Source organism: Thalassococcus sp., from assembly GCF_982780845.1.
Window position 1 is genome coordinate 1 of the sequence record NZ_CEYADA010000013.1, and the last position, 21863, is coordinate 21863.

Below are 21863 nucleotides of genomic sequence, written 5' to 3' on the forward strand. Positions count from 1 at the left end.
CGGGCTTGTGCTCGGCGGGACGTATGCGCTGCTGGCGCTGGGGCTGACGCTGCAATACGGCATCGCCCGCATCATGAACCTTGCTTACGGCGAACTGACGCTGGCGGCGGCTTTTATCCTTGTGGCGCTGATGCAGGGCTTTGGCATCTCGCCCTTGCTGACAGTCGCGCTGATCGGGCCGGTTGGCTATGTGGTGGGCAGCCTGCTGTACACTGTGATGATGAAGCCGCTGGTGGCGCGGTCCAGCGGGGGTAAGCTGGACGTGGACTCGATTCTTGCGACCTTCGGGTTGCTGTTCCTGATCCAGGGCGTGCTGCTGTTGGTCTTTGGTCCGAACTTCACGTCGATTTCCTATCTGGATAAGGGCGTGACGATCTTTGGCGTGACCGTCGCGCTGAACCGCCTGATCGCCTTGGGCATCTGCGTGGTTGTTGGCGGCGCGCTTGTGATCGCGTTGGCAACGACACGCTGGGGGCTGGCGCTGCGGGCCGTGGCGCAAACGCCGACATCCGCGCCTTTGGTGGGCTTGGACGTGAACAAGGTCGCCCGTCAGGGCTTTGCTTTGGGCACAGCTTTGGCCGCGACGGCAGGGGCGACCGTGGCGATGTACCAGACATTTTCGGCAAGCGGTGGCGTGGTGTTCACGATGAAGGCACTGGTGATCGTGATCATGGGCGGCGTAGGCAACGTTGGCGGTGCGCTGGCGGCGGGACTGCTGCTGGGACTGGTTGAAACCTTTGTGGCCACCGCGATTGATCCGGGTCTGACGCTGGCTGCGACATTCGCGATCTTCCTGTTGGTTCTGCTGTTCCGGCCCCAAGGCCTGTTCGGAAAGGCCTGAGCCATGAAATACGTGATTTATCCTGTTGCTCTGGCGCTTTTGGCGGCGGTTCCCTTTGTGGCCTCGGACTATGCGCTGGGTCTTTTGATCGGCATGGTGACCTATGTCACGCTGGCCTCGGCCTGGGCGCTGTTTTCGGGCCCGACCCACTATGTATCGCTGGCCACCGTCGCGTTTTACGGGGCAGGCGCCTATGTCGTCGCCATGCTGAATGAGGTGATGGCCTATCCGATGATCCTGCTGATCACGGCAGGTGTGGGGGCCGCCATGGCGTTGGTTGTGGGGCTGTCGACGCTACGGCTTGCTGGCGTTTACTTTGTTATCTTTTCCTTCGGTCTGGCCGAACTGATCCGCCAGTTGATCACATGGTACGAGATCAACATCTACGGCACGCTGGGGCGCTATATCTTTGTCGATATCACCGCGCGTGGCATCTATTGGCAGATGCTGGCCTTGGCCGCGATCACCATTGGTCTGACCGCCTATATCAATCGCAGCCGTCTGGGTCTGGCCCTGCGCGTGATTGGCGATGATGAGGTTGTGGCGGCCCATTCCGGTATTCCGCTGGCACGGATGAAGCTGATGGCCTTTGTGCTGTCGGCCACGATCCTGACACTGGCCGGTGCCATCGCTTCGCCCCGTTGGGTCTATGTGGAACCCGCGATTGTTTTCAATCCGACCGTCAGCTTCCTGACCGTGATCATGGCGTTGTTCGGGGGGGCGAACCGGCTTTGGGGGCCTGCACTGGGCGCGATCCCGCTGTTTCTGGCCTTTGAATACCTGTCGGCGCATTTCCCTGACGTCTATCCGATCTTCCTTGGCGCGTTGTTCATCGGGGTGGTGTTCCTGTTCCCGAATGGTGTTCTGGCCGGGATCGAAGGCCTGCGTCGTGGTAAGAAGGAGGAGACAGCATGAGCCTTCTGACAATCGACAAAGCGACCAAGAAATTCGGTGGTCTGACAGCGGTGGATGGCGTGTCGTTTTCGCTGGAGCAGGGGGAGATCCTCGGGCTGCTGGGACCGAATGGATCGGGCAAGACAACGCTGATCAACCTGATCTCGGGTGCGTTGCCCATGACATCCGGTGATATCCGTCTGAACGGTGTTTCGTTGGCCGGCAAACGGGCGGATCAGATCGCCCATGCAGGGGTGGCGCGGACGTTCCAGTTGGTGCGCATTCTGCCGTCACTGTCTTTGATGGAAAACGTGATGATCACCGCGGTCTTCGGCGCGAAATCCCACTGGGGGCAGGCGGCGAAGGACACGGCGATGACAGCATTGAACCGCGTGGGGCTGGCCGACCGTGCCACGGCCAGCGCAGGATCGCTGACCTACATCGACCAGAAGCGCCTTGAACTGGCCCGCGCTTTGGCAGCCGAGCCGGAAGTTCTGTTGCTGGATGAATGGCTGGCGGGTCTGAACCCAACGGAACTGGCCCAAGGCATCGCACTGATCCGCGAACTCAGCCAAAGCGGCCTGACCATCCTGATGGTCGAACACATCATGGAGGCCGTGCGTGCCCTGTGCCCACGCGTGGTCGTCATGAACTCGGGCAGTTTGATCGCCGATGAAGCGACGCAATCGGCCCTGAACGACCCGCGCGTGATCGCGGCTTATCTGGGTGACAGTGAAGATGCTTAATGTTCGAAATCTGACCGTCAGCTATGGCCGCCACGTCGCGCTGGATGGCGTGTCGATAGAGGTGGCCGATCATGAAATGGTCGCGATCCTTGGCGCCAACGGGGCGGGCAAGTCTTCGCTTCTGAATGCCATCGGGGGTCGTGTGCGCATCGGGTCTGGGACGATGGATTATCACGGTATGGACCTGACCAAATGTCCGCCGCATGAACTCGTGGAAAACGGAATTGCCTTGGTTCCCGAAGGACGTGGCATCTTTCCGGGCCTGTCTGTGGCGGAAAACCTGTTGCTGGGGGCGAACCCGAAACGGGCGCGGGCCAAGGTAGACCAGTTGCAGGACGAGGTCTTTGACCTGTTCCCCAAACTGGCCGAACGTCAAGCCCAGATCGCGGGCACAATGTCAGGCGGCGAACAGCAGATGGTCGCCATTGGTCGTGCGTTGATGTCGTCGCCGGACCTGCTGTTGCTGGACGAGCCATCGCTCGGGCTGGCCCCGATTGTGGTGCAAGAGGTCTTCGCCGCCCTGAAAGGCATCCGCGACAAGGGCCTGACGATTGTCATCGTCGAACAAAACGCGCGTGCCACGCTGGCCTTGGCGGATCGCGCTTATCTGATCGAATCCGGTCGCATCATCGGGTCCGGCAAAGCCGAAGACCTGAAAAACGACCCTCAAGTTGTCCGCGCCTTTTTGGGCGGGGCTGTTTCCTAATCCAACGAAAGAACTGGGTAAAATGACTGATCTGAACCTTTATATTAATGGTGAATTCGTCCCGTCCGAGACCGGAAGACAGTTCAAACGGTCGAACCCGATTACAGGGGATGTTGTGACCCACGCGGCGGCGGCCAGCCTGAGCGATGTGGACCGCGCGGTGGATGCCGCGGCGCAGGCCTTTCCGGAATGGTCTGCGACCTCGCCGGGTGTGCGCCGCGAAAAGTTGCTGGCAGCGGCAGAAAACCTGAAAGCCCGCGCGGGCGACATTATTGCCGCGATGAAAGAAGAGCTTGGCGCGACCGAGGCTTGGGCCGGTTTCAACGTCAAACTGGCATCCGACATGCTGGTCGAGGCAGCGGCCATGACCACCCAGATCAAGGGCGAGATCATCCCGTCGAACCGCCCCGGTTCTTTGGCGATGGCGATCCGCCAGCCTGCAGGCGTCGTGCTGGCGATGGCGCCTTGGAACGCGCCGGTGATCCTTGGGGTGCGTTCGATCGCAACGCCCTTGGCCTGCGGCAACACCGTGGTGATGAAAACGTCTGAACTGTGCCCCCGCGTTCACGCGCTGGTGGTCGAGGCCGTGGCCGAGGCGGGCTTCCCTGCCGGTGTGCTGAACGCGATTTCCAACGATCCGAACGACGCACCGCAGATCGTTGAGGCTCTGGTTAAGAACCCCGCGATCCGCCGTGTGAACTTCACCGGTTCGACACGAGTGGGCAAGATCATCGGTGAGCTCTGTGGTCGTTACCTGAAGCCTGCACTACTGGAACTGGGCGGTAAGGCCCCAATGATCATTCTGGATGATGCAGATATCGACGCGGCCGTCGCAGCGGCGGGCTTTGGCGGGTACATGAACCAAGGCCAGATTTGCATGTCGACCGAACGCATCATCACCGTGGGTGACATTGGCGACAAGTTTGTCGAGGCCTACACGAAAAAGGTGGAATCCCTGCGCGCGGGTGATCCCCGTGACGGGACCGAGCCGTTGGGATCGCTGGTGAACCAAGGGGCGGCGGACCGTGTGCGCGATCTGGTCAAGGATGCGGTCGATAAGGGCGCTGTCATGATCGGTGGAGGTGGCGATCAGACCATAATGAACGCGGTCGCGCTGGATCATGTGACACCGGAAATGCGGATCTATACCGAAGAAGCATTCGGCCCCGTAACCTCGGTCATTCGTGCAGGGTCCGTGGACGAAGCCGTAGGCATCGCCAACAGCAGCGAATACGGGCTATCGGCGGCGGTCTTTGGTCAGGATGTGATGCGGGCAATGGCTGTGGCCAAACGGATCGAATCCGGCATCTGCCACGTCAACGCGCCCACCGTGCACGACGAAGCGCAAATGCCGTTCGGTGGCATAAAGGCATCGGGCTATGGCCGTTTTGGCGGTGTTTGGGGCGTGGCCGAGTTTACCGAACTGCGCTGGATCACCTTGCAGGACGGTCCAGTTCACTACCCGATCTGATAGGGTTACATCCGCTTCAGAACCTCGTGCAGAACCCGCTCTGCGGCGCGGGACAGTTTTCGGCGTGAATCCTGAATGACGAAGTAGGGGGCCACCACCACCGGTGCGCTGGTCTTCAACTCGGTCAGGTTCGCGCCGATTTCCTGCGAGGTCAGGAGCGTCATCACCTCTTTCGTCTGGGGCGAAATGGCCTGACCTTCGGCGACTTGCGACAGGGCGATGATCAGGGACGAGGTGTTCAAAACGCGGCTGGGGCCAGAGACGCCCTTGTTGTGAAAGGCGTTTTCGATCGCTTCGCGGATGGGAAAGCCTTCTTCCTGGATCACCCACGGATAGGCCGCCAGTTCGGCCAGATCGACTGGGTCTTGCCCCGCCAGCGGATGGGATTTGTGCACCATGAGCGACACAATTTCGGTGCGTCCGGGATGAAAGCGGAACTCGGTCCGTTTGTAGCCGGGGGTGGTGCGGCCCATGATGAAATCATAATGCGCCTCTTCCAGCTTGCGGAACAGCGTGGCGGAGGGGGCGACGTCCACCGAGATGCGCAGATCGGGATAGTCCTGCTGGATGCTTTGTACGGCGGGCATCAGGCACCCAACAGCGGGGCCGGTGACAGCGCCCACACGCACATCCCCCAAAGACCCCGAGCGCAGGTGGTTCAGTTCATCCCACATGGTGCCCAGTTCCGATACAACCACGCGTGCGTGCCGCAGCAGGATACGGCCCGCGGGCGTCGGCTCCATCCCCGCGGGGTGGCGGATGAACAGGTCACTGCCCAGTTGCGCCTCGAGATCCGCCAGAATGCGGGATGCGGCAGGCTGCGAAATGGCGACGGCCCGCGCCGCAAGTTGCAGCTGCTGGGTTTCGTCGATCTTCAGCATCAGTTCGAGATGCTTGGGTTTGATGCGGTTAAGGTTCTGCATGGGACGTCCTGAATTCTGCATAACGTTTATGATATGCGAAATGCCCGTTAGTCAATTTTACAGGTATGCAGTGTGCGGCGTAAATTGCCCGCCATGACGCGCAGCATCGCTGAGGTGGGCCGAGTCGCCCGCAACCCGAGGGAGGGACCAGCGATGCGGACAAGGCGTGATCATGGACTTGGGAGGAGAAACCAAATGAATTTGAAACTATTGCTCACCAGCTCGGCTCTGGCTCTGACAGGCTTTGCGGCTATGGCTGACACCGTTGGCATCGCGATGCCGACCCAATCCTCGTCGCGCTGGATTTCGGACGGCAACTCGATGGTCGAACAGTTCGAAGCAGCTGGCTACGACACCATCCTGCAATATGCCGAAGATGATATCCCGAACCAGCTGGCGCAGATCGAAAACATGATCACCAATGGCGTCGACGTTCTGGTGATTGCGGCGATTGACGGCACGACACTGTCCAACGCGTTGGAAAACGCGCATTTCGCAGGCATCAAAACCATCGCTTATGACCGCCTGATCCGCGACAGCGAATATGTCGACTACTACGCGACATTCGATAACTTCAAAGTAGGCGTTCAGCAGGCAAGCAGCCTTGTCGACGGTCTGAAAGAACGCTTTGGCGACGGTCCGTATAACGTCGAACTGTTCGGCGGCTCGCCTGACGATAACAACGCGTATTTCTTCTATGATGGCGCGATGTCTGTGCTTCAGCCGCTGATCGACAGTGGTGAGATCAACATCGTATCCGGCCAGATGGGCATGGACACTGTTGGCACCCTGCGCTGGGACGGTGCGGTTGCACAGGCACGCATGGATAACCTGCTGTCTGCACATTACACCGATGCCGAAGTACACGGCGTACTGGCGCCTTATGACGGTCTGTCCATTGGCATCATCTCGTCCCTGAAGGGTGTGGGCTATGGCTCTGGCGATCTGAAAATGCCGATCGTCACCGGTCAGGACGCCGAAGTCCGTTCGATCAAATCCATGCTGGCGGGTGAACAGTATTCGACCGTCTTCAAAGACACCCGCGAACTGGCGCGTGTGACTGTGGGTATGGTCGAGGCGCTGCTGAAAGGCGGCGAGCCGGAAATTAACGACACCTCGACGTACAACAACGGCGTCAAGATCGTGCCGTCCTACCTGCTTGAGCCGGTGTCGGTGGACATGTCGAACTGGGAAGAGGTCATCCTCGGCTCCGGTTACTACACCGCTGACCAGCTGAAGTAATCAAAACAGGTTTCTCCCCATGGTGCGTCCGGCCCCAACACCGGTCGTGCCCTGGGGGGTGATTGAAGGAAGGACAGCACTATGGCTGCGCTGCTGGAAATGCGCGGGATCACCAAGGAATTCCCGGGTGTCAAAGCCTTGGACCAGGTGGATCTGACCGTAGAACAGGGACAAATCCTTGCCCTTGTCGGGGAAAATGGCGCAGGCAAGTCGACGTTGATGAAGGTCCTGTCGGGGGTTTATCCCGCAGGCAGTTATGACGGCGAAATCCATTACGATGGCGCGCTGGCGCAATTCGCGGGCATCGCCGATAGCGAAGAGCGCGGCATCATCATTATCCATCAGGAACTGGCGCTGGTGCCCCTGCTGTCGATTGCCGAGAACATCTTTCTGGGCAACGAGCGCGCCAAGGGTGGCGTCATCAACTGGCGCGAAACCGACCGCCGGACGATGGAGTTGCTAAAGAAGGTGGGGCTTAGCGAAGCCCCCGGTACGCTGATCGACAAACTGGGCGTCGGCAAACAGCAATTGGTCGAGATCGCCAAGGCCCTGTCGAAAGAAGTGCGTCTGCTGATTTTGGACGAACCCACAGCGGCCCTGTCAGAATCCGACAGTCAGGCGCTTTTGGACCTGATGCTGGAACTGAAGGCGCAGGGCGTCACGCAGATCATCATCAGTCACAAGCTGAACGAAGTGCGCCGCGTGGCCGACAAGATCACCGTGATCCGCGATGGTACGACTGTATCTGATATGATCGCCGGTCAGGACGAAATCACTGAAGACCGGATCGTGCGCCACATGGTGGGCCGCGACATGGCACAGCGCTATCCGACGCGCGAACGTCGGGCGGGCGATGTGTTGATGCAGGTGAAGGACTGGAACGTTTTCCACCCGCTGCATGCCGACCGTCAGGTGATCCGCGACGTGAACCTGACCGTCCGCGCGGGCGAGGTTGTGGGCGTGGCAGGCCTGATGGGCGCGGGGCGCACCGAACTGGCCATGAGCCTGTTTGGCAAATCCTACGGGCAGAAGATTTCCGGTCAGGTCGAAATGAACGGCACGCCGGTCGATACCGGCACCGTCAGCCGCGCGATTGATGCGGGGCTGGCCTATGTGACCGAGGACCGCAAGGCGCTGGGCCTGCTGCTGGATGAAACGATCCAGCGCAATATCTCGCTGGCTAATTTACAGGGTGTGGCCACGGGTCAAATCCTGAACGAGGCCGAAGAAACCCGCGTGGCCGAACGGTACCGCGAAGCGCTGAACATCCGCACACCGGGTGTGTTCCAGCGGGTTGTGAACCTGTCGGGCGGCAACCAGCAGAAGGTCGTGCTGTCGAAATGGCTTTTTGCCCAGCCCGAGGTTCTGTTTCTGGACGAACCGACGCGCGGCATCGATGTGGGCGCGAAATTCGAAATTTACGGGATCATCAACGAACTGTCCGCGCAGGGCAAAGGCGTGCTGATGATTTCCTCTGAAATGCCCGAGCTCTTGGGCATGTGTGACAGAATTTACGTGATGAACGAAGGCGCATTCGTGGGCGAACTGACAGCCGAAGAGGCCAGTCAGGAAGCCATCATGTCGCTGATCGTAACGGACTAGGGAAGGGATCGGGGATGGAACTTGCGGATAGCAAAGCACAAGGATCAGAGGCGTCGGGGATCGGTGCCTATCTGGTGCGGCACCTTCGGGAATACGGGCTGTTGTTCGCGCTGATCGCGATCATGGCGTTCTTCCAGATCGTGACCAACGGCACCCTGTTGAAGCCGGTGAATGTGACGAACCTGCTGCTGCAGAACAGCTATATCGTCATCATGGCGCTGGGCATGCTGATCGTCATTGTGGCGGGGCATATCGACCTGTCTGTCGGATCTGTCATGGGGTTTGTCGGCGCTTTGGCGGCTGTGATGATCGTTCAATTCGAACAGTCCACGGGCGTGACGATGATCGTCTGTATCATCGCCGGTGGCTTGATCGGCGCGGCGCAAGGATATTGGGTCGCTTATTGGGGGATTCCGTCTTTCATCGTGACCTTGGCGGGGATGCTGGTGTTTCGCGGCGCGTCGCTGTGGTTGCTGGAAGGTCAGTCTTTGGGCCCGTTCCCGCGTGAATTCCAGATGATCGCGAACGGCTTTGTGCCCGATATCTTCCCTGCTGGGCTGGGCGAAACTGTCGCTGGCTTCCTGGGCGAACGCCGTGTGAATATGCTGGCGCTTGCGTCGGGTATTATCGCCGCTGCGCTGGTCGTGTACCTTGAGATGAAGAAGCGCGCACAGAACCGTGCCTACGGGATGGAGACCGAACCCAAGGCCTTCTTCTGGGCGCGTGTCGGCATCATCGCCTTTGCGCTGGTCTTTATCCTGTTCAAACTGTCGACCTTCCGTGGCCTGCCGAACGTGCTGCTGACCATGGGTGTTCTGACAATCGTTTATGCGTTCTTCACCGAACGCACCGTCACAGGCCGCCGCATCTATGCGCTGGGTGGCAATGTGAAGGCAGCCAAGCTGTCAGGTGTGAAAACCGAACGCCTGACGTTCCTTGCCTTTGTGAACATGGGCGTTCTGGCTGCGATTGCGGGCATGGTCTTTGCCGCGCGTCTGAACTCGGCCACGCCCAAGGCGGGCTTTGCGCTGGAACTCGACGTGATCGCGGCGGTGTTCATTGGTGGTGCGTCCATGTCCGGCGGTGTCGGTAAGATCGTCGGCGCGGTTGTGGGGGCCTTCCTGATGGGGGTTCTGAACAACGGTATGTCCATCCTCGGGATCGGTATCGACTATCAGCAGATGATCAAGGGTCTGGTGCTGTTGGCCGCTGTGATCTTCGACGTCTACAATAAATCCAAGCAGGCATAATATGGCATTTACACCAGCAAAATGGCCCCGTCGTCTGCGCAGTCAGGAATGGTACGGAGGCACGTCGCGGGACAGCATCTATCACCGTGGATGGATGCGGAACCAGGGCTACCCCGAGGACCTGTTCGACGGTCGCCCGATCATCGGCATCCTGAACACATGGTCCGAACTGACGCCCTGCAACGGCCACCTGAATGAATTGGCCGAAAAGGTGAAGGCAGGCATCTGGGAGGCCGGCGGCTTTCCCGTCGAGGTGCCGGTGTTCTCCGCCAGCGAAAACACCTTCCGCCCCACGGCGATGATGTTCCGCAATCTGGCCGCGATGAGCATCGAGGAACAGATCCGCGGACAGCCTATGGACGGCTGTGTGTTGATGGTGGGTTGTGACAAGACCACGCCAAGCCTGTTGATGGCTGCCGCGTCTGTCGATCTGCCGTCGATCGTGGTCACCGGTGGCCCGATGCTGAACGGTTGGTTCCAAGGCGAACGCGTTGGAGCGGGCACGCATCTTTGGCGGTTCTCCGAGGCCGTGAAGGCAGGCGAGATGACGCAGGAAGATTTCCTTGAGGCCGAGGCCGCCGTCACACGTTCCACAGGTACCTGCAACACTATGGGCACGGCATCGTCGATGGCGTCGATGACCGAAGCCTTGGGCATGGCGCTTTCGGGCAATGCCGCGATCCCTGCTGTCGACAGCCGCCGCCGCGTGATGGCGCAGATGTCGGGGCGGCGAATTGTGCAGATGGTGAAGGACGATCTGAAGCCGTCCGATATTTTGACGAAAGAGGCTTTTGAAAACGCCGTGCGCGTCAATGGCGCGATTGGCGGATCGACCAATGCGGTGGTGCACCTTCTGGCCATCGCAGGCCGGATCGAGGTGGATTTCACGCTTGACGATTGGGACCGCTGTGGGCGCAATGTGCCGACGATTGTAAACCTTCAGCCGTCGGGCGAATACCTGATGGAAGAGTTCTTTTATGCCGGTGGCCTGCCCGTGGTCCTGCGCCAGTTGGGTCAGGACGGATTGCTGCACAAAGATGCGCTGACCGTGTCTGGTGGTGCCATCTGGGAAGAGGTTAAAGACGCCAAGAACTGGAACGAAGACGTTATTCGCCCTGTTGAACGCGCGTTGACCGCGCAGGGGGGCATTGCGGTTCTGAAGGGCAACCTTGCGCCCAAAGGATCGATCCTGAAACCGTCTGCTGCGTCCGAACATCTGCTGGTCCATCGCGGCCCCGCTGTCGTGTTCGAAGATATCGACGACTACAAGGCGCGGATCAATGACGATGCTCTGGACGTGGATGAAAACAGCATTCTGGTGCTGAAGAACTGCGGGCCCAAGGGCTATCCCGGCATGGCTGAGGTCGGAAACATGGGCCTGCCGCCCAAGGTTCTGAAAAAGGGCGTGACGGATATGATCCGTATTTCGGATGCGCGGATGTCGGGCACGGCCTATGGCACCGTGATCCTGCACACCGCCCCCGAAGCCGCCGCAGGTGGCCCGTTGGCCGTAGTCAAAACCGGCGACATGATCGAGGTGGATGTACCCGCCCGCCGCCTGCATCTGGATATCCCTGATGGCGAACTGGCTGCACGTCTGGCCGATTGGGCACCGCACCATGAACGCGCGACGTCCGGCTATGCGTGGCTGCATCAGGAACATGTAGAAGGGGCCGATACCGGTGCCGATCTGACGTTCCTCAAGGGATGCCGCGGAAACGCCGTAGGAAAGGACAGCCATTGATCGATATCGCCCTTGTCGGGATCGGGAAGATCGCGCTGGACCAGCACGTGCCCGCCCTGAAATCGTCGGATGCGTGGAACCTTGCCGCCACCGTGTCGCGCAGTGGCAAAGTCGCGGGCGTGGAAAGCCATGCGGATTTCGATGCCTTCCTGAAGGCACGTCCCGATATCCGCGTCATCTCGCTCTGCCTGCCGCCGGTGCCGCGATTTGACTATGCCGAAGCCGCGTTGCGCGCTGGTCGTCATGTCATGCTTGAAAAGCCACCCGGCGCGACGCTGTCGGAATGCGAAAAGCTGGCGGAACTGGCGCAATCGCAACGCCTGACGCTCTACGCAACATGGCATTCCCGCGCAGCGGCCATGGTGCCTGCGGCCAAGGAATGGCTGGCAGACAAATCGCTGAAACGTTTGCAAGTGACGTGGAAAGAAGACGTGCGCCGCTGGCACCCCGGTCAGGACTGGATTTGGGAGCCGGGTGGTCTGGGCGTCTTTGATCCCGGTATCAACGCGCTGTCGATCCTGACGGAAATCCTGCCGGACAAGTTGCACCTGAAGAACGCGACGCTTGAGGTGCCGGAAAACAAACAAGGCCCGATCGCCGCTGCGCTGGACTTTGTGCATCCGAAAGGGGCCAAGGTCAGCGCCGATTTCGACTGGCGTCAGGAAGGCGGCCAGATCTGGCAGATTGAGGCTGTGACCGACGCGGGCACCTTGCTGCTGGACGAAGGCGGCGGCAGGATGTTCATTGACGGGCAGGAACACAGCGCCAGTGCTGCGGCGCTATCCGGTGAATACCCGCGCCTCTACGCCCGCATGGCTGAACTGTTGGCGACCGGCGCCTGCGACACCGATTTCGAACCGATGCGCCATGTGGCTGATGCCTTTCTGTTGGGCCACCGCAAAATCGTCGACCCATTTTACGACTAGGACCAAGACATGATCACTTCCCCCCTGACAGGCATCCTTCCCGTCGCGCCCACGCCGTTTCATGACGATGGCACCGTGGATCAGGACGGTATGCGCCGCGTTCTGGATTGCATCATCGATCAGGGCGTCGATGCGATCTGTATCCTTGCGAATTATTCCGAACAGTTCGTGCTGTCCGACGAAGAACGCGCGCTGCTGATGAGGATCAGTTTGGAACATGTCGCGGGGCGTGTTCCTGTGATCGTCACCATCAGCCATTTCCACACCGGCATCGTGGTCGAACGCGCGAAACAGGCGCAGGCGCTGGGGGCGTCGATGGTCATGATGATGCCCCCCTATCACGGCGTTGGTCTGGTTCCGGCCGAGGCGGGGATTTACGAGCATTTCCAAGCGGTCTCCGACGCCATCGACATCCCGATCATGGTGCAGGACGCGCCCCTGTCCGGTTGCCAGCTTTCGGTACCGTTGCTGACGCGCATGGCGAAAGAGCTTGAGCAGGTGCGGTACTTCAAAATGGAGATGCCCTTTGCCGCCGACAAACTTGCCGCATTGATCGAAGCGGGCGGCGATGCCATCGAAGGCCCGTTCGACGGGGAAGAGGCCGCGACGTTGCTGGCTGATCTGGATGCGGGCTGTACCGGCACCATGACATCGGGCCTGCAATGCGAACACATCGGCCAGATCATCCGCAGCTATCTTGCGGGCGACAAGGACGCAGCTTTGGCCCATTGGACGCGCTGTCTGCCGCTGATCAACCATGAAAACCGCCAGTGCGGGCTGCGTGCTTGCAAGGTGGTGATGAAAGAGGGTGGCGTGATCGGGTCTGACTACGTGCGCCATCCGTTGAAACCCATGTCCGCCCGCACGCGCGCACGTCTGCTGCAACTGGCCGGTGATATGGATCTGATTGCCCTGAAATGGGGAAAGTAAGGAGAGCGTCACATGACATTCACACCCCATGGCAAACATCTGATCGCGGGCAACTGGATTGCGGGCGAGGCGACCTTTACCTCGACGCCGGTCACAGGCGATGGGTTCACGTTTTTTGATGGCACGCCTGCGCTGGTCGATCATGCCTGTCAGGCCGCCGAAGACGCGTTCTGGAGCTATGGCGCGACCACCGCGCAGGAACGCGCTGATTTTCTGAACGCCATCGCGGATGAAATCGAAGCGCGGGCCGAGCAGATCACCGAAATCGGTTGCGCTGAAACGGGCCTGCCCGAGGGGCGTTTGCAAGGCGAACGGGGCCGCACCACAGGTCAGCTTCGTCTGTTTGCCGATCACATCCTGAAGGGCGACTATCTGGATCGCCGCCATGATGTGGCTTTGCCGGATCGTCAGCCACTGCCGCGCCCCGATCTGAAGATGGTGCAGCGTCCGATTGGACCCGTGGCTGTGTTCGGCGCGTCGAACTTCCCCTTGGCCTTTTCCACGGCAGGGGGCGACACGGCGGCGGCGCTTGCGGCTGGCTGCCCCGTGGTGGTCAAAGGCCATCCTGCACATCCCGGCACGACCGAGATTGTCGTCGAGGCGATCCATGCCGCGATCCAGAAAACCGGCCAGCATCCGGGCGTGTTCAGTTGTGTGCATGGTGTTGGCGCCGACGTCGGTACCGCGCTGGTGCAACATCCGTTGATTCAGGCTGTTGGCTTTACCGGATCGCTGAAGGTCGGGCGCATCCTGTTTGATCTGTGCGCCGCGCGTCCTGTGCCGATCCCGTTCTTTGGTGAGCTTGGCTCGATCAACCCGATCTTTGCTTTGCCCAACGCCTTGGCCGCGCGTGGTCAGGCGATGGCCGAAGGTTGGGCGGCATCGCTGACCATGGGGGCAGGGCAGTTCTGCACCAACCCCGGTGTAGTCGTGATGGTGGATGGCGCGGATGCGGACATCTTTGTCGCCACGGCCAAAGGGGCCTTGGGCGATGTGGGCCCGCAGGTCATGCTGACAGAAGGCATGGCGACGGCCTTCTGTGCAGGACGTGATCATATGATGGCGGCGGCGGGGGTGACCACGCATTTGTCGTCAGACGCGGATGCGCGCCAAGGCACGCCTGCGCTGTTGGAAACGACAGGCGAGACATGGTTGGCGAACCCTGATCTGGATGAAGAGGTTTTCGGCCCGCTGGGCATGGTCGTGCGGGTCAAAGATGCCGATGAAATGGCCCAAGTGGCACGTGCGCTTAAGGGCCAGCTGACAGCAACGCTTCAGATGGATGATGCTGATATGGATTTGGCCGGATGCCTTATGCCGGTTCTGGAGCGCAAGGCGGGGCGCGTGTTGGCGAACGGCTTCCCCACGGGGGTCGAGGTGGCCGATGCGATGGTTCACGGTGGGCCGTACCCCGCATCGACCAATTTCGGCGCGACGTCGGTTGGCACGTTGGCCATCCGCCGGTTCCTGCGGCCCGTGTGCTATCAGAACCTGCCAGACGCCTTGGTGCCTTGATGAAACCCGTCTAGGCTGGCCGCTATGTGCCAGCCTAGACAAAACCGCGTCACGCCCTTTGGCGATATCGTTGCGATCCCGCAGCGCGGCGCGTACATGGGCAATCGCGGTATTCTGCACGATGACCAAGGCAACCTTGGCCACAGAAGCTGGGCGCACAAGGCGTGGATCACCTGTGTCTTGCAGTTCAAAAACCGGCAGCGCCAGATTATGGCGCCGCGGTCCTACACCGAACTGTTCTTTCTGGACGAAGCCACGGCCTATGCCGCCGGTCATCGCCCCTGCGCGGAATGCAGGCGCGCCGACTATCTGGCGTTCAAGCAGGCGATGATCAAGGTCTGCCCCGAACTTGGCTCCAACCCCAAAGCGGGCGAGATTGACGCGCTTTTGCACAGGTATCGGCGTGACGCGAACGGGCGGCAGAATTCCTTCGACGCACGTTTTGCGGAAGTGCCGGACACTGTGTTTTTCACCGACACCACAGGACGTGCATTCGTCCGGCGCGATGACACCGTGAAGATGTGGACTAACGACGGCTATGTCAGTGCCCGATGCAACCCTGCTGACATGGTGTCTGTCCTGACCCCACGGCCCGTTTTCGACGCCATCCAAGAGGGCCTGCTAAAGGTCCAGATGCCACCGAAATAGGCGCATTTTGTCACTGGGCATGGAAATTATGCTTGATTTGGCATATAAACGGGATCACAGGCACAAAATCATAATCAAAAAAGTTCGTCAGATGGCACGCACAATCGGCATGCAAATCGCAGCCCTTCCCCTTCGTTGGGACAGTTCCGGTACCCTGAAGGTGTTGATGGTCACATCGCGCGATACGGGTCGTTGGGTCATGCCCAAAGGTTGGGAAATGAGCGACGAAAAGCCGTGGTCCGCCGCCGAGATCGAAGCGCTTGAAGAAGCAGGCGCCGTGGGCTGTATCTCGAAGGAGATGATTGGCACCTACCGCTATGATAAAATCCTGAAGGATCAGACTCCGCTGCCTTGCGTGGTGCGTGTGTACCCGATGATCGTGGAAAAGCTGAAGCGGAACTGGAAAGAGCGTCATCAACGCAAACGCCGCTGGTTCAGCCTGAAAGCCGCGGCCAAGCGCGTCCATGAACCCGAACTGGCGGAATTGTTGATGTCCTTGCGGGACAAGCCCAAGAAGCAGCCCGTTATCCGCAAGCTTTTGAACGCATCCTGACGGTTAGTCCGCGCTGAACTGCCCGTAGCGCCCCGCATGGAACATCAGCGGCGCGCCGGTTCCCATGCTGACACGCTGAACACGGCCGACCATAATGGTATGGTCGCCGCCGTCATGGCAGGCTTCGGTTTTGCACTCAAAGCGCGCAAGGCAGCCGTTGATCAAAGGCACATTGTCCGCATTCCGCACCCAGTCGGCTTGTGCAAAGGCATCGCCATTCCGGGCAAATCCGGTGCACAGGTCTGCCTGATCATGTGCCAGCACATGGATGGCAAAATGCGAGGCCGCAGCAAAGAACGGATAGCGCGACGACTGTTTCGCCGGTGACCACAGCACCAGCGGTGGATCCAGCGACAGGGATGAAAAGCTGTTCGCGGTGATCCCCAAAGGTCCGTCGCCTGCATCACAGGTCACGATGGTGACACCTGTCGCAAACTGCCCGAGAGCATTGCGGAACAGGCGGCCATCTTCCTCGGACGGATCAAAACTTTGGGTCATCGTCGGTCGTGTCATCTGCATATTGTTGCGCGCCCTCGGTTACCTGCGTTTCGCGGCAAAGCCAATGATTTGTCGAAACCTAGGGTGCGAATGGCCGTCGCCAAGGCGATTTTTTCGCGCGGTGATGCGAAAACGCGGCGCATTCGGCAAAGACCCTAACTTTTGAGTGTGGGTTGGGGGTAACGGCAGGGCGCAATGGGGTAAAAGATCAGGAAAATAAAGGCCTTGAAAATATCGTTCAGAAAATTTTTGTTTTTTTCCAGTTGGTTAGAAATTCCAAAGCTGTGATGCGTGTGTTGGATTTTGACAACAACTTTCGATGCGATTTGTCACTATTGATAATTCCTGACGCATTTTCCCTTGGAGAATGAGGCGAAATTAAGGTACGGATGAAATCATAAAAGAATATGACGGCGAAAAGTCGTCGATTGAGGCAACGGCGGTGTTATAATGAACGCGATCGATTATGCGATCCGTACCCCTGCGGGTGCGGTGCAGATGGGTACCGTGGGTAGTGATGGTGATGGTTTTGTAATCCCTGTCGACCGTGGCGACCAAATTTCTATCAATATCAAACAAGAAAACCTGCGTGGCTATGACCGTGCGGGCGACGATCTTCTGATCACTCTGGCCGATGGCCGGGTGATCGTTCTGGACGGCTATTTCGGCAACGGCGCGCCTGTGTCGCTGTATCTGAGCGCCGAAGGCCAATTGAATTCGGTCCAGTTCGTCGAAGCCGAGGGCGGCATTCTGCTGGCCCAGTATGGCCCCACAGAAACTTGGGGTAAATGGTCCCCTGAAGATGATCTGATCTTTGTCGAAGAGCCGGCGGTCGTATCGCCGTCCGACTACGCGATGATCGCGAACGACGTGCAGCCCGAAGAAGAGGTCAGCATGTTGGCGACCGGTCTGCTGGGCGCTGGTTTGGTCGGCGGCGGCGGTGCTGCGGCGGCTGCGGCTGCGGGTGGTGCGGCCCTATTGGGCGCGTCGCTTCTGGATGATGACAGCTCGGGCGGTGGTTCGGGCGGCGGCAGCTCGATGATCACGCCGACCGTCGATGACGTCGACGTTCCGCGCGAAGTTTACGGCGATGACACACAGACAGTTGTCATTACAGGTACGGCTGAACCGGGTTCCGAAGTGATCGTCACAATTGGCGAGGAAACCGTCACAACGACAGCCACGGACGAAGGCACGTGGGAAGCCGAATTTACCGGCGACGCATTCCCTGCCGATGGCAACTATGACGTTGAAGTCACGGTCAACCAGCCCGACGGTTCTTCTGTCGATCTGGATGGGCCTAGCGTCAGCATCGATGTCACCGCTCCCGCGGTCGAGGTCGAAAGCGGCACGGTTTCCGTCAGCGAAATCATCAACGGCGACGGCCACGCAGGTGGCGTTGTCCTGAGCGGTCAGGTTGAACCGGGTTCGACCGTGGTTGTTACGGTTGGTGGCACAGATTTCCCCGCGACAGTGGATGCGAATGGCGGCTGGACTGTCACCATCGACGAAAACACACTGCCGGGTGGTGAATACGACGCAGATATCATCATCACCGCGACGGACGCGGCGGGCAACAGCACCGTTATCACCGACACAATCCGCATCGACACCGAAACATCGCTGTCGTTCTCGTCGACTGCGGTTGAAGGTGACGACATCGTCAACGCATCCGAGCGTGCCGATGGCGTGTCTTTCTCGGGCACCGGCGAAGCGGGCGCGACCGTTGTTGTCAGCATTCTGGGTGTCGAGCATACAACAACAGTTGGTTCGAATGGCGCATGGAGCGTGACATTCGCGGCCTCTGATCTGCCCGAAGGCACGCAGGACATCACTGTCACCGCGACTTCGACAGATCTGGCGGGCAACTCGGCCACGGCGACAGACACATTCCATCTGGACACAACCACCGGCCTGACGGTTTCGACCACTGGCGTCGAAGGCGACGGTGTGATCAACAACACCGAACGCACCGACGGCGTGACCCTGACAGGCACAGCCGAGCCGGGATCGTCCGTTATGGTCACCTTCGGGTCCGCGACACGCCCGGCAGTCGTGGGCGCGAACGGTAGCTGGTCGGTCGACTTCCCCGCGTCGGAAATTCCGCAAGGCGAACAGACGGTTGCAGTCACAGCAGTGTCCACCGATGCGGCTGGCAACACGGCCACAGCATCCGGCACAGTCGATGTCGACACACTGGTCCGCAACTTTGCGATCAACGGCGCACCGGGTGGTGCGGACGGTGTGATCAACGCGGCTGAGGCTTCTCAAGGCATGTCGCTGTCGGGCACAACAGAGCCGGGCAGCACCGTTATGGTCAGCTTCAACGGCGTCAACCGTGCGGCGACCGTGGCTTCGAACGGCACATGGACGGTCAACTTTGGCGCAGGCGAAATGCCCGCAGGCGAAGGCAGCTACACGCTGACCGCTGTGGCAACCGACGCCGCCGGCAACGTATCGACGCTGACCCAGCAGGTTGCTGTGGATACCGACGCAGGCCGCCTGACCATCAGCGCGGCACCGGTTGAGGGCGACGATGTCGTCAACTTCGCCGAGGCGCAGGATGGCGTGGTTCTTACCGGTACATCCGATCCGAACCAGATGGTCACTGTCACATTGGGTGGCGTCAGCCGCAACGTGATGACCAATGCGCAAGGCATCTGGACGGCGAACTTCCTGTCTTCGGAAATTCCGCAAGGCACGTATGAGGCACAGATCACCGCGACCATCACAGACGCGGCAGGCAACACTCTGACCCGTACCGACAGCGTCAGCATCGATACCGAGGTCCAGAACTTCAGCGTTTCGACCGATCCGGTGGAAGGCGACGGCATCGTGAACGGTGCCGAGGCGTCCAACGGTATCGTCCTGACCGGTTCCACCGAACCGGGTGCGGCTGTGACCGTGACGTTCGAAGGTGTGACACGCGCGGCCAACGTTGATGCGAACGGCAACTGGTCCGTGGCCTTTGCGGCGGGCGAGGTTCCGGCAGGCACCTACACCACCACGGCTGTGATCAACACAACCGACATGGCGGGCAACAGCACGCAGACCACGCAGACCTTCCAGGTTGATACGCTGGTCGACACGCTGACAGGCACCAACGAATTCATCGCCGGTGACGGCGTGGTCAACGCAGCAGAAGCGTCGGAGGGTCTGACCCTGACCGGCACCGTAGAACGCGGGTCCACCGTGCAGGTGACGATCAACGGCGTGACACATACCGCGACTGTCGATGCAAACGGCAACTGGAGCGTCGATCTGGCGTCTGCGGACATCCCGCGCGGCACCTTCGATCTGCCGGTTCTGATCGAGGCGACGGATGCGGCGGGCAATACCCGTTCCATCACGGAAACCCTGTCGATCGACACCGACGCGCCGAATTCGCCGCTGGTCGAAAGCTACACCCGTGACCACACAGGTCTACGCGGTGTGACGATCGAAACCACCGAAGACGATGTTGTGGTCAGCCACGTGACTGACGCGGGCACCGTGGAAGAGGTCGCGAACATGTCGTTCGACCTTGGCGAGCCGCTGAATGAAACCAGCTATGCTTTCACCCAGAACGTACCGGACGGATCGCACCTTGTGATCACCGGCACGGATGATGCGGGCAACACATCGGGTACCTATCTGGTGCTGGACGACACAACCACGTCCGAAGTCACCATGACCGATGCGCTGGCGAACACGCTGGGCGACTACCAGATCGAAACCATCGATCTGCAGTTTGCCGAAGACAGCGAACTGACCATCACCGAGGCACAAATCCTTGCTCTGAACTCTGACACAGACACGCTGACCATCACAGGCGGTGTTGACGATCAGATCACCATTACCGGTGCAACTGCGCACGGCAATGACGGAGAAGGGTTCAACATCTTCACCCTGGGCGAAGCAACGATCCGTATCGAGGACGATATCTCTCAGGTTGTCATCTGATCCCCAAACTAAGACCTCCCGGCGCACGGGCAATGCGCCGGGAATGATCATAAAAAAACTGGGACAGACCAATGAGGCAGGCGGCAATACGCAGAGGCATCGTGCTTCTGTCGAGTACAATTCTATTAAGTGGATGTCTGAAATCCACGGCCCCCGAAACCGCATCGCGTTTCGCATCGGGACCGAACGACCAACTGGTGGGCCAGGCGTCTGTGCAGGCAGACGTCGAAACATCCCCGATCATTCAAAATTTGAAAGCGCGTCACAGCATCCTTCAGGCAGGTAGCCCATACGCCACGGTGGCGTCTGGTGTTCTGGCCTCTGATGCCCGCGTGGCCGAAGCCGAGCTTCGCGTTGCGATCCTGCGCAAAAAGGCCGCTGACCGGAACTGGCTTCCGACGCTGGGTCCGCGCGTGTCGCTGACATCACTGGGTGATCTGGTGGCCGAAATCGTCGTCAATCAGGTGTTGTTCGACAATGGCCGCAAGCGCGCCGAACGTGATCTGGCGCAGGCCGAGGTCGAAGCCGCCGCTGTCGCCATGTCCACCGACGGCAACAAACGCGTGGCTGATGCCATCGGGCTTTATCTGAAAGCTGCGGAAGGCCGCGAAGCCACCGCGCAGTATGATGCGGCGCTTAGCGATCTGAACCATTTCGAATGGATCATGGATCAGCGCGTCAAAGGCGGCGTGTCCAACATGTCCGACCTGAACGTGATTCAGCAGAAACTTGCGGACCTGAAAGCCAAGCGCAGCGCCGCACGGGAAGACGCGGAAACCGCGCTGGCCGAGCTGAACGCCATGTCGGCCAGCCCGATGGACGATGTCCGTGGTATCGGGCAACTGGGTGCCGCGCCCGTGGCCATTGATCCGCTTTCGGTGCTTGAGGCCGAAACCGCCCGCGACATCGCACTGGCCAACGCCCGCATCGCCCGCGCCAGCCATCTGCCCGGACTGGGTGCGCAGGCCAGCATTGATCAGAACGGCAACACAGGTGGCGGTCTGAACGTACAGGCTGATCAGGGCTTCGGCTTTGGCACCATGGCCACGCTGGAATCCATCGAATTGACCAAAGACACCGCAGAACGCCGTGTGTCCGAGGCACGCGAGGATGCAAACCGTGAAATGGCGTCGCTGGCCCGCAAATACGAGGCCTACAAACGCCAAAGCGCAGAGGCGTCATCGCTTGTGACGCAGGCGAAATCCAACCTTGATCTGTTCCAGAAGCAATATGACGGCGGACAGCGCAAGGTGATGGAGGTTGTCGGCGTCTACGAGACATATATCCGCGCACTCGAAACCGCGCTTGAGGTCAAATACAAAGCCGCACGGGCCGAGCTTCGGATCGCCGAGCTTCAAGGTGTGCTTGCTTCGGGGGATCGGATTTGAACTCGCAGCAGGTCATCGCCATGGCCGGTAAGGCCCGAGAGCAT

At 59.9% G+C, this 21863-nt stretch carries 18 protein-coding genes; 16 read left to right on the plus strand and 2 right to left on the minus strand.

Going from position 1 to position 21863, the window contains the following annotated elements; genetic code table 11:
- From AC4FIA_RS13900 to AC4FIA_RS13920, 5 genes are all read left to right on the plus strand, one after another.
- Nucleotides 1–841: branched-chain amino acid ABC transporter permease (locus AC4FIA_RS13900; RefSeq protein ID WP_490366354.1), on the plus strand; the 841-nt coding region annotated here is incomplete at its 5' end.
- Between the two features lie 3 nt (nt 842–844).
- Nucleotides 845–1756 (plus strand): branched-chain amino acid ABC transporter permease, encoded by a 912-nt coding sequence (locus AC4FIA_RS13905; protein WP_490366355.1) that lies wholly within the window; start codon nt 845–847, stop codon nt 1754–1756.
- Entirely contained in the window at nt 1753–2481 is a 729-nt protein-coding gene (locus tag AC4FIA_RS13910; protein WP_490366356.1) for an ABC transporter ATP-binding protein, read from the plus strand. Before AC4FIA_RS13905 ends, AC4FIA_RS13910 begins: the two co-directional genes overlap by 4 nt.
- A complete protein-coding gene (locus AC4FIA_RS13915; protein ID WP_490366357.1) occupies nt 2474–3187 on the plus strand; it encodes an ABC transporter ATP-binding protein in 714 nt (237 codons plus the stop codon). The genes AC4FIA_RS13910 and AC4FIA_RS13915 overlap by 8 nt, the downstream gene beginning before the upstream one ends.
- A gap of 22 nt (nt 3188–3209) precedes the next feature.
- Entirely contained in the window at nt 3210–4658 is a 1449-nt protein-coding gene (locus AC4FIA_RS13920) for an aldehyde dehydrogenase (protein WP_490366358.1), read from the plus strand.
- A 5-nt stretch (nt 4659–4663) separates the two neighbouring features.
- On the opposite strand, the gene AC4FIA_RS13925 is transcribed toward AC4FIA_RS13920, so the two are convergent.
- Nucleotides 4664–5581: a LysR family transcriptional regulator gene (locus tag AC4FIA_RS13925; protein WP_490366359.1), complete on the minus strand. Its 918-nt coding sequence runs from the start codon at nt 5579–5581 to the stop codon at nt 4664–4666.
- A 195-nt stretch (nt 5582–5776) separates the two neighbouring features.
- On the opposite strand from AC4FIA_RS13925, the gene chvE reads away from it, so the two are divergent.
- The 9 genes from chvE (at nt 5777) to AC4FIA_RS13970 (ending at nt 15991) form a co-directional block, all read left to right on the plus strand.
- Nucleotides 5777–6823 (plus strand): multiple monosaccharide ABC transporter substrate-binding protein, encoded by a 1047-nt coding sequence (gene chvE / locus AC4FIA_RS13930; protein WP_103909004.1) that lies wholly within the window; start codon nt 5777–5779, stop codon nt 6821–6823.
- 81 nt (nt 6824–6904) lie between these two features.
- A complete protein-coding gene (gene mmsA / locus AC4FIA_RS13935; protein ID WP_287475535.1) occupies nt 6905–8425 on the plus strand; it encodes a multiple monosaccharide ABC transporter ATP-binding protein in 1521 nt (506 codons plus the stop codon).
- Nucleotides 8426–8439: 14 nt separating this feature from the next.
- On the plus strand, nt 8440–9675 hold the full coding sequence (mmsB, locus tag AC4FIA_RS13940; RefSeq protein WP_490366360.1) for a multiple monosaccharide ABC transporter permease: 1236 nt from the start codon (nt 8440–8442) through the stop codon (nt 9673–9675).
- A gap of 1 nt (nt 9676) precedes the next feature.
- A complete protein-coding gene (gene araD / locus AC4FIA_RS13945; RefSeq protein WP_490366361.1) occupies nt 9677–11419 on the plus strand; it encodes an L-arabinonate dehydratase in 1743 nt (580 codons plus the stop codon).
- Nucleotides 11419–12345: a Gfo/Idh/MocA family protein gene (locus AC4FIA_RS13950; RefSeq protein ID WP_490366432.1), complete on the plus strand. Its 927-nt coding sequence runs from the start codon at nt 11419–11421 to the stop codon at nt 12343–12345. The genes araD and AC4FIA_RS13950 overlap by 1 nt, the downstream gene beginning before the upstream one ends.
- A gap of 12 nt (nt 12346–12357) precedes the next feature.
- Nucleotides 12358–13275, plus strand: a complete 918-nt coding sequence (locus AC4FIA_RS13955) for a dihydrodipicolinate synthase family protein (protein WP_490366433.1) — start codon at nt 12358–12360, stop codon at nt 13273–13275.
- A 12-nt stretch (nt 13276–13287) separates the two neighbouring features.
- Nucleotides 13288–14790: an aldehyde dehydrogenase (NADP(+)) gene (locus AC4FIA_RS13960; protein ID WP_490366362.1), complete on the plus strand. Its 1503-nt coding sequence runs from the start codon at nt 13288–13290 to the stop codon at nt 14788–14790.
- Nucleotides 14791–14814: 24 nt separating this feature from the next.
- Nucleotides 14815–15438: a hypothetical protein gene (locus tag AC4FIA_RS13965; protein WP_490366363.1), complete on the plus strand. Its 624-nt coding sequence runs from the start codon at nt 14815–14817 to the stop codon at nt 15436–15438.
- Nucleotides 15439–15529: 91 nt separating this feature from the next.
- Entirely contained in the window at nt 15530–15991 is a 462-nt protein-coding gene (locus AC4FIA_RS13970; protein WP_490366364.1) for an NUDIX hydrolase, read from the plus strand.
- A gap of 3 nt (nt 15992–15994) precedes the next feature.
- On the opposite strand, the gene AC4FIA_RS13975 is transcribed toward AC4FIA_RS13970, so the two are convergent.
- On the minus strand, nt 15995–16504 hold the full coding sequence (locus AC4FIA_RS13975; RefSeq protein ID WP_488048675.1) for a flavin reductase family protein: 510 nt from the start codon (nt 16502–16504) through the stop codon (nt 15995–15997).
- A 435-nt stretch (nt 16505–16939) separates the two neighbouring features.
- On the opposite strand from AC4FIA_RS13975, the gene AC4FIA_RS13980 reads away from it, so the two are divergent.
- A complete protein-coding gene (locus tag AC4FIA_RS13980) occupies nt 16940–20431 on the plus strand; it encodes an Ig-like domain-containing protein (protein WP_490366365.1) in 3492 nt (1163 codons plus the stop codon).
- 101 nt (nt 20432–20532) lie between these two features.
- A complete protein-coding gene (locus AC4FIA_RS13985; RefSeq protein ID WP_490366366.1) occupies nt 20533–21819 on the plus strand; it encodes a TolC family protein in 1287 nt (428 codons plus the stop codon).
- Nucleotides 21820–21863 lie beyond the last annotated feature (44 nt).

What these genes read in the sequence shown, in the direction of transcription:
- AC4FIA_RS13905 (WP_490366355.1), top strand. Translation starts at nt 845, where the DNA reads ATGAAATACGTGATTTATCCTGTTGCTCTGGCGCTTTTGGCGGCGGTT.
- AC4FIA_RS13910 (WP_490366356.1), top strand. Translation starts at nt 1,753, where the DNA reads ATGAGCCTTCTGACAATCGACAAAGCGACCAAGAAATTCGGTGGTCTG.
- AC4FIA_RS13915 (WP_490366357.1), top strand. Translation starts at nt 2,474, where the DNA reads ATGCTTAATGTTCGAAATCTGACCGTCAGCTATGGCCGCCACGTCGCG.
- AC4FIA_RS13920 (WP_490366358.1), top strand. Translation starts at nt 3,210, where the DNA reads ATGACTGATCTGAACCTTTATATTAATGGTGAATTCGTCCCGTCCGAG.
- AC4FIA_RS13925 (WP_490366359.1), bottom strand. Translation starts at nt 5,581, where the DNA reads ATGCAGAACCTTAACCGCATCAAACCCAAGCATCTCGAACTGATGCTG.
- chvE (WP_103909004.1), top strand. Translation starts at nt 5,777, where the DNA reads ATGAATTTGAAACTATTGCTCACCAGCTCGGCTCTGGCTCTGACAGGC.
- mmsA (WP_287475535.1), top strand. Translation starts at nt 6,905, where the DNA reads ATGGCTGCGCTGCTGGAAATGCGCGGGATCACCAAGGAATTCCCGGGT.
- mmsB (WP_490366360.1), top strand. Translation starts at nt 8,440, where the DNA reads ATGGAACTTGCGGATAGCAAAGCACAAGGATCAGAGGCGTCGGGGATC.
- araD (WP_490366361.1), top strand. Translation starts at nt 9,677, where the DNA reads ATGGCATTTACACCAGCAAAATGGCCCCGTCGTCTGCGCAGTCAGGAA.
- AC4FIA_RS13960 (WP_490366362.1), top strand. Translation starts at nt 13,288, where the DNA reads ATGACATTCACACCCCATGGCAAACATCTGATCGCGGGCAACTGGATT.
- AC4FIA_RS13965 (WP_490366363.1), top strand. Translation starts at nt 14,815, where the DNA reads ATGTGCCAGCCTAGACAAAACCGCGTCACGCCCTTTGGCGATATCGTT.
- AC4FIA_RS13970 (WP_490366364.1), top strand. Translation starts at nt 15,530, where the DNA reads ATGGCACGCACAATCGGCATGCAAATCGCAGCCCTTCCCCTTCGTTGG.
- AC4FIA_RS13975 (WP_488048675.1), bottom strand. Translation starts at nt 16,504, where the DNA reads ATGACACGACCGACGATGACCCAAAGTTTTGATCCGTCCGAGGAAGAT.
- AC4FIA_RS13980 (WP_490366365.1), top strand. Translation starts at nt 16,940, where the DNA reads ATGAACGCGATCGATTATGCGATCCGTACCCCTGCGGGTGCGGTGCAG.